Consider the following 7,274-nt stretch of genomic DNA (forward strand, 5'->3'; position numbering starts at 1 on the left):
GGCGTGGCGGCGGCGTCGAGGCGACCGCGCAGCGTCGCAATGGCGGCGAGGCCGGCATCGGGCGGCGGTGCGCCCAGGAAGGCGAGATCGGGGCGCGGCGGGCGGATGCGGTGGATGCGGGCGAGCTCGCGGCCCAGCGCCTCGGCCAGCCTCTCGCGCCCGCCGCCAAGCGTCGCGTCCTTCACGACGCGCGGGCCGAGCGCCGTGCCCGCGACGCGGCGCATGACGAAGAAGGGCGCCCCGATCACGCCGCGATCCTCGCAGAGGAACAGCGGCTGCGGCACGGTCACGCCAGCATCCCAGGCGGCGCGGAGCAGCGCGTATTCGGAGGCGCGGGGGAGGCTGACCGCGAGCACGGCCGGGCTGTCGGTGCGCAGGACCCAGCGCTGCGGTCCCTCGTTCGTCTCGACCTCCAGCGCCCAGTTCTGCTGGATCGCGCCGCCGGACAGCTTCTTCGCGTCGACGATGCGCAGGTCCGCGTCGCCTGCGGCCCGGGAGAGCCAGTCTCGCAGCGCCGCCCGCTGCGCCTCAGTCACGCGCGCCCCAGCGGAAGAACTCCGCGCCCTCGCGGCGGAGGAAATTGGCGATGACCATGCGGTGCACTTCGCTCGCGCCGTCCACCAGCCGCGCCTGGCGGGCATAGCGGTACATCCATTCGACGGGCGTGTCCTTGGAATAGCCGCGCGCGCCGAGCAGCTGCAGCGAGGTGTCGACCGCCTTGTGCAGCCCATCCGCCACGACGATCTTCGCCATGGAGACCTCCTTGCGCGCGAAGCCGCCCTGGTCGAGCACCCAGGCGGCCTTCATGGTCAGCAGGCGGCCGATCTCCAGTTCCATCGCGGCCTGGCCGATCAGCCCCTGCACGCTCTCGCGGTCGATCAGCTTCATGCCGAAGGAGTCGCGGTGCTTGATCCGCTCCATCGCGATCTCGAGCGCGCGGCGGCCCATGCCGAGCCAGCGCATGCAATGCGTGAGGCGGGCTGTGCCGAGGCGGATCTGCGTCAGCTTCAGGCCGTCGCCGACGCCCATCAGCACGTTCTCGTCCGGAATCTCGAGCCCGTCGAAGCGCAGCTCGCAATGCCCACCATGCTCCTCCGGCCCCATGATCGGGATGCGGCGCACGATTTCCCAGCCAGGCTGGTCGGCGTGGAAGAGGAAGCAGGTGAGGCCCTTGCGCTCGTCGTCCGAGGTGCGCGCGATCAGCAGGAAATGCTTCGCCTCGCCCGCGCCGGTGATGTAGTGCTTGCGCCCGGTGATGCGCCAGCGGTCGTTGCCGACGCGCTCGGCGCGCGTGTAGGTCAGGCCGGGATCGCTTCCGCAGCCATCGGGCTCCGTCATGGCGAAGGCCGACTGCACGGCGCCGTCCACGATCGGCTGCAGCCAGCGCGCCTTCTGCGCGTCAGTCGCCACCTTCTCCAGCACGATCATGTTGCCGTCGTCGGGGGCGGCGCTGTTGAAGACGACGGGGCCGAAGATGGAGCGGTTCATCTCCTCGTAGCAGGCGGCCATGCCGACCACAGGCAGCCCGCCGCCGCCACGCGACTTCGGCATCTGCAGCGCCCAGAGCCCGGCCGCCTTCGCCTCAACGCGCAGGCGCTTCAGCACTTCGGGGTGGATGTTCTCGTGCTCGTCGTAGTTGGCGCGGTCGGCCTCGAGCGGGATCAGACGCGTCTCGACGAAGTCGCGCACGCGCCGGCGGACATCCTCGATCTCGGGCGGCAGGGAGAAGTCCATCGCGCGTATCCTAGAGGCTGTTCACCGAATGGCCGCCATCAACGGTCACGACGCTGCCGGTCATGTGCGCGCCGGCGTCGGAGGCCAGCAGCAGCAGCGGGCCGGTCAGGTCGTCCACCATGCCGAGGCGGCGCTGCGGGATGCGCTTCACCACCGCCTGCCCCGCCTCGGAGGCGAAGAAGTCGCGGTTGATCTCGGTCGCCACGTAGCCCGGCGCGAGGGCGTTCACCCGGATGCGGTGGCGCGCGAGTTCCACCGCCATCTGTCGGGTCAGGTGCACGAGGCCGGCCTTCGCCGCGGAGTAGCCCGCGACACCGGGGATGACGCGCCCGCCGAGGATCGAGGCGATGTTCACGATCGCGCCGGGCTTGCCCGCTGCGACCATCCGCTTCGCCGCCGCCTGACCGACCAGGAAGGCGCCGCGGAGGTCCACGTCCAGCACGCGGTCCCACTCCTCCTCGGTATGCTCGAGGAAGGGCCTGGTCGCCGCGATGCCGGCGTTGTTGACGAGCAGGTCCACAGTGCCGAACCGCGCCTCGACCGCGCCGAAGGCCGCCGCGACGGAAGCGGTGTCGGTCACGTCGAGCGCCACCGGCATGGCGCGGTCGCCCAGCGCCGCCGCATCGGCCGCCACCGCCTCCGGGCGGCGGGCGCCAAGCGCGACCGCAGCGCCCGCCTCGTGCAGGACGCGGCAGAAATGGCGGCCCAGACCGCCCGAGGCGCCGGTCACCAGGGCGACACGACCCTCGAGCGAGAAAAGCGGCATCAGTCGACCGTGATCCGCGCCTGGCGCACGACCTGCGCCCAGCGCTCACGCTCCCAGCGGATGAGCTGCGCGAAGCCAGCGCCGTCCAGGTTGGACGGCTCGGCGCCCTCGTCGCGCAGGCGGCGCACCACGTCCGGGTTGCTCAGCGCCTCGCGCATCGCGGCGAAAAGGCGTGCGCGCACCGGCTCGGGCGTGCCGCGCGGCACCAACAGGCCGTACCAGGCCGTCGCCTTGTAGTTCGGGACCGTCTCGGCGACGGTCGGGATGTCGGGAAACAGCGCCATGCGCGCATCGCCGGTGACGGCAAGCGGACGCAACTGGCCGCCCTGCAGCAGCCCGACGACCGAGGGCAGGGTGGTGATCATGAAATGCAGATGGCCGGCGACGACGTCGGTCAGCGCGGGCCCCGCGCCGCGGAAGGGCACGTGCTCGGCCTCGAGACCCGTCATCTGCAGAAGCAGCGCCGCCGCGAGGTGGCTCGCCGACCCGTTGGAGGCGCTGCCATAGGTGATGTTCCCGCGGGCAGCGCGGATCTCGTCGAGCAGTTCGCGCAGGTTGCGCGCGCGCGAACGCGGCCCGACCACCACGATCAGCGGTGCGTCGGCCACCAGCCCGATCGGCTCCAGCGCCGTCTCGGGGTTCACCCGCATGTTGGGGAAGAGCGAGACGTTCACGCTCATCGGGCCGTGGTTGCCCATCAGCATCGTGTAGCCGTCCGGACGGGCCTGCGCTGCGGCCTCGGTGGCCAGGTTGCCTCCGGCGCCCGGCCGGTTCTCGACCACCACCGTCTGGCCGAGCACGGGGCTCATCGCGCTGGCGAGCGTGCGGGCGATCAGGTCGGTGCCGCCGCCCGGCGCAAAGGCGAGGATGATGCGGAGCGGCCGGTTCGGGAATGGCGCGTCCTGCGCCACTGCGACGCCCGGCAGGGCGAGCGCCGGCAAACCAAGCGCCGGCAGGGCGGCGAGCAGCGAGCGACGGCGTGGCATGGAGGTTCCCTCGGGTCAGGCGTTGCCGTGACTCCTGCCGTTGCCGCGGAGGTTTCGCAAGATGGCCGGTCAGCCGAGAAGCCGGCGCAGGCCGGCCAACACCGCATCCATGTCGAGCGGCTTTGTGAACAGCAGCAACGGCCCGTTCCCCGCGGCGCGCCGCACCTCCTCAGCGCCACCCGGCGCGAAGCCCGTCATGACCACGACCGGCAGACCCGGCGTGCGGGCGCGCAGCGCGCGGATCAGACCGACGCCATCCAACCGCGGCATCCGGAGATCGGTGAGCAGCAGATCGGGCATCGCAGCGTGCGCCGCTTCGAGGGCGGCGATGCCGTCGGCGGCGACCACCACCTCGTAGCCCTCGCGCAGCAGTTCGTCCTCGATGGCCATGGCGGCGAGCGCCTCGTCCTCGGCCAGGAGGATGCGCCGGCGTCCGGGCGGGACCGACATCAGAGCTGCGACACGGCGGATGCGCCGCACGCCGGACCGGCGGACGACGGCGGTGAGTGCGGCGATGAGGGCGGCGGCGGTGCGGAGGACGGCGGTGCGGGCGGCGGCGCGAGGTCGCGGATGCGACCCACGATGGCGCCCGCCCGGCGCAACTGATCCTCGATCACGAGCACCGAGTGTTCGAAGGTCTCTCGCTCGGTCGCGGGCAGGGCATGCCGCGCCGCACGGGCGCGACGAAGCCACAGCGTCGCCACGTTGAGCGGCTGGCTGGCCTCGTCGGCAAGCCCGGCGGCGACCGTCGGAACGGGGTCGTGCATGCCACGCCCGGCCTCGCGCCGCATGAGCATCGCGGGCAGCCGTAGCGCGAGGAGGGCGGCGAACAGGGCCGCCAGGCCGGTCAGCGCGATCTCGATCAGCAGTGCGCCACCCGGCCGCAAGGCCGAAAGGGCATTGACGCCGCAAAGGGCCAGCAGAAGCGGCACGGCGAAGGCCGTCAGGCCGGGACCCAGCGGGCTGTGGCGCCGCGAGGCGAGGCGCAGCAGCACGACGACCAGGGCCAGGCAGGCGCCCGCCAGCGCCAGTTCCGACCAGGCCTGGAGCGACCATGCGGTCGCGGGTCCAGCCGTGGAGTCCTCTCCCGCCATTGCTGCATGCCCCGTAGGACGACTCGCCTGAGACGCGAAGTGTGGAGCGCCGGCACAATCGCAACGATCCCGGCGCCTCGGCGCACTGCACGCCGGCGTGATTCACGCGACAGTGATCATAACCCTCACGAAACGCGTCGAGCCGTCCATCCCCGCGAGGCGTCGTTCCTGCGGGCTCAACTGCGTCGCGCGGCGCGAGGCGCCGCTCAGTCCGCGATCCCGAACAGCGCGGCAGGATTGGTCGCGGTCATGCGGCGGATCTCCGCCTCGGGGAAGCCTTCGCTCTCGACCAGCAGCAGGAATTCCCGGAACGCCTCGACGGGCGGCGGCAGCAGATAGACACCGGAATCCGAGGACAGGATCGCCCGTTCGCCGGCGGCCCGTATCCTCGGCGTGAAGTCCTGGATCGTCGACCCGGCGCTGATGCGGTGCTTCTCCTCGTCCACATGCGTCAGCCCGACCTGCGTCGCGTGGGTCAGGATGAAGAAGGAGAACTCGGCATAGGCGCCGAGCGCGACGAGGGCGCGGATCTCGTCCACCGCATAGCGGCTGGCATGGGTGCGGATGCGCGCGACGCCGCGGCGTCGTGCCTCCTCCGCAAGCGCGACGGCCTCCCGCCCCGCGACATGGCCGCAGTCGAAGACGACGTCGCGTTCGGCGCAAAGGTCCATGATGGCGGGCACCGGATCCGGGATCCGGCCGCTCGGCGGCACCCAGAAGGTGGTCTCGAGGAAGGCGGGGCTGCGGCCCTCGCGCTCGGCGACCATGCGCGTGTGGTGCGTGGGCAGGCTGACGAAGCGCGCCCCCGTGCCCGGGCCGTAGCCGTAGCCGAGCGCGGCCTTCGCGACCTCGAGCGTGATGCCGCCGGCCGTCGGCTGCATGATGACGCCGCCGAAGGCGGTGCAGCCGAGATGGCCGAGTTCGTCGTTGGCGAGCGCGGCGTAGCCGGAGGTGTTCTGGAAGTTGCACATGATGCCGATGGCGCGCATGCCGGCCGCCGCGGCCTGTCGCACCGCCTCGAACACGTTGACGGAGCGCCCGCTGAGATGCGGCGCGCAATGGACATGGCAGTCGATGGCGCCGCGCAGGAGGTGCGAACCAGGGGGCATCCAGGGCATGGCGCTGCCTTTCGCTGCGAAGGACCGTGGAGGAGACGGGGCAGAGAGCATGTTCGCAGCCGGGCACGGCTCCACCATGCCGCCCCGGTCCGGCGAGGCGACGATGCGTGAAGTGTCCGGGCGCGCGGGTGGATGCGTCAAGGCGCGGTGGCTAGTCTCGTCGTCATGGAGCAGGGCCTGCGAATCGCCGGCATCGCGCGGCCCGACGAGGTGCCGTTCACATGGGACGGCCGGTTGCTGCGGGCACCAGCCGGCGAAAGCCTCGCCGCGGCACTGATCTCGGCGGGCGTGCGGCGGCTCGGCGAAGGCCCGGGCGCGCCGCGGGCCGCCTTCTGCATGATGGGCAGCTGCCAGCAATGCCTGGTCCGCGTGGACGGGCGGCTGGCGCCGGCCTGCCTGGTGCCGGTCCGCGCCGGGCTCGATGCGCGGCCGGCGTGAGCGGGGTACCGGATGACCGCAGGGCAGAGCGCCCATCGGGCGCGAGCACCGGAGGTCTGAATCCGGTGCCGTACCCATTGGCCTTCGATATCGCGGTGCTCGGCGCTGGCCCGTCCGGCATGGCTGCGGCGGCGGAAGCGGCGCGGCGCGGCGCGCGCACCGTGCTGCTCGACGAGAATCCGACGCCCGGCGGCCAGGTCCATCGTGCCGCGCCACCCGGCTTCTTCGCGCCACCAGATGCCGACCGCGACATCGGCGACGCGCTGCGCACCGCGCTCGCGACGAGCGGTGCCGAGGTCCGCACGGGGCACCGGGTCTGGGGCCTCGGCGGCGGACCCCTCGTGCCGCAGGGCCAGCCTGCCGCGCCGTTCCGCCTGGATGCGCTGGCCGAGGGCGGAACGGCGGCGCTGACCGCCCGCGCGCTGATCCTCTGCACCGGCACGCAGGAACGGATCATCCCTTTCCCCGGCTGGACCCTGCCCGGCGTGATCGGGCTCGCGGCGGCGACGATCCTGCTCAAGGCGCAGGGCGTGCTGCCGGGCCGGCGCGTGGTGGTGGCCGGCGCCGGCCCGCTGCTGTTCCTCGTCGCGGCGAAGCTGCGCAAGGCGGGGGCAGAGGTCGCAGCCGTGGCCGATCTCGCCACGGGCGGGGAATGGGTGCGCGCGATCCCTGCCCTGCTCGCCCGGCCCGACCTGTTGGCGCGGGGCGCGGCCTGGCGCGCGCAGTTCCTCGGCTCCGGCGTGCCGGTTCTGTCCAGCCATCGCGTGCTCGCCGCGGAAGGCGGCGAGGCGCTGGAGCGCGTCCGCGTCGCGCCGCTCGCGGGCGGGACCGCCGAGGCCTTCGATTGCGACGCACTCTGCATCGGACACGGCCTGACCCCGGCGACCGAGGCGACGCGGCTGTTCCGTGCCGCGCATCGCTACGACGCTTCGGCCGGCGGCTGGGTGCCTGTGCTGGATGCGGATCGGCGCACCTCGGTCCCGCTGCTCTACGTCGCGGGCGATGGCGGGGGCGTGCGTGGTGCGGCGGCGGCGCCGGCGAGCGGGCGGCTCGCCGCCCTGGCGGCGCTGCGCGACCTCGAGCTTCTGGACGGCCGCGCCCATGCACGGGCGCGCTGGCGGCCCTGGATCCAGGGCTG

The 7,274-nt window shown here is 72.9% G+C and carries 9 protein-coding genes; 2 read left to right on the plus strand and 7 right to left on the minus strand.

Translation table 11 applies throughout. The features are described 5' to 3' along the window. The 7 genes from L2I40_RS15385 to L2I40_RS15415 all read right to left on the minus strand — a co-directional run. Positions 1 to 536, minus strand: a 536-nt coding sequence (locus tag L2I40_RS15385) for a phosphotransferase family protein (protein ID WP_237216084.1), incomplete at its 3' end; no start/stop codon positions are given. Continuing rightward, a complete protein-coding gene (locus tag L2I40_RS15390) occupies positions 529 to 1,734 on the minus strand; it encodes an acyl-CoA dehydrogenase family protein (protein WP_237216085.1) in 1,206 nt (401 codons plus the stop codon). The genes L2I40_RS15385 and L2I40_RS15390, both read right to left, overlap by 8 nt. Before the next feature lie 10 nt (positions 1,735 to 1,744). After that, a complete protein-coding gene (locus L2I40_RS15395; protein WP_237216086.1) occupies positions 1,745 to 2,500 on the minus strand; it encodes an SDR family NAD(P)-dependent oxidoreductase in 756 nt (251 codons plus the stop codon). Further along, positions 2,500 to 3,486 carry a Bug family tripartite tricarboxylate transporter substrate binding protein gene (locus L2I40_RS15400; protein WP_237216087.1) on the minus strand — a complete coding sequence of 329 codons (987 nt, stop codon included), beginning with the start codon at positions 3,484 to 3,486 and terminating at the stop codon, positions 2,500 to 2,502. Before L2I40_RS15400 ends, L2I40_RS15395 begins: the two co-directional genes overlap by 1 nt. A 69-nt stretch (positions 3,487 to 3,555) precedes the next feature. Further along, positions 3,556 to 3,936: a response regulator gene (locus L2I40_RS15405; RefSeq protein WP_237216088.1), complete on the minus strand. Its 381-nt coding sequence runs from the start codon at positions 3,934 to 3,936 to the stop codon at positions 3,556 to 3,558. Continuing rightward, the gene (locus L2I40_RS15410) at positions 3,936 to 4,481 is read right to left on the minus strand and encodes a hypothetical protein (RefSeq protein ID WP_237216089.1); all 546 of its coding nucleotides are present in this window, start codon (positions 4,479 to 4,481) and stop codon (positions 3,936 to 3,938) included. The genes L2I40_RS15405 and L2I40_RS15410 overlap by 1 nt, the downstream gene beginning before the upstream one ends. A 305-nt stretch (positions 4,482 to 4,786) precedes the next feature. Next, on the minus strand, positions 4,787 to 5,698 hold the full coding sequence (locus L2I40_RS15415; RefSeq protein ID WP_237216090.1) for a DUF6282 family protein: 912 nt from the start codon (positions 5,696 to 5,698) through the stop codon (positions 4,787 to 4,789). A 147-nt stretch (positions 5,699 to 5,845) separates the two neighbouring features. Between L2I40_RS15415 and L2I40_RS15420 the strand changes: the two genes are divergently transcribed. After that, entirely contained in the window at positions 5,846 to 6,136 is a 291-nt protein-coding gene (locus tag L2I40_RS15420; RefSeq protein WP_237216091.1) for a (2Fe-2S)-binding protein, read from the plus strand. Positions 6,137 to 6,201: 65 nt separating this feature from the next. Then, a partial coding sequence (locus L2I40_RS15425; RefSeq protein WP_237216092.1) for an NAD(P)/FAD-dependent oxidoreductase occupies positions 6,202 to 7,274 on the plus strand: 1,073 nt, incomplete at its 3' end.

This window comes from Falsiroseomonas oryziterrae (assembly GCF_021864505.1).
In the GTDB taxonomy this organism is placed as follows: Bacteria; Pseudomonadota; Alphaproteobacteria; order Acetobacterales; family Acetobacteraceae; genus Falsiroseomonas; species Falsiroseomonas oryziterrae.

What these genes read in the sequence shown, in the direction of transcription:
- L2I40_RS15395 (WP_237216086.1), bottom strand. Translation starts at nt 2,500, where the DNA reads ATGCCGCTTTTCTCGCTCGAGGGTCGTGTCGCCCTGGTGACCGGCGCC.
- L2I40_RS15390 (WP_237216085.1), bottom strand. Translation starts at nt 1,734, where the DNA reads ATGGACTTCTCCCTGCCGCCCGAGATCGAGGATGTCCGCCGGCGCGTG.
- L2I40_RS15405 (WP_237216088.1), bottom strand. Translation starts at nt 3,936, where the DNA reads ATGTCGGTCCCGCCCGGACGCCGGCGCATCCTCCTGGCCGAGGACGAG.
- L2I40_RS15400 (WP_237216087.1), bottom strand. Translation starts at nt 3,486, where the DNA reads ATGCCACGCCGTCGCTCGCTGCTCGCCGCCCTGCCGGCGCTTGGTTTG.
- L2I40_RS15415 (WP_237216090.1), bottom strand. Translation starts at nt 5,698, where the DNA reads ATGCCCTGGATGCCCCCTGGTTCGCACCTCCTGCGCGGCGCCATCGAC.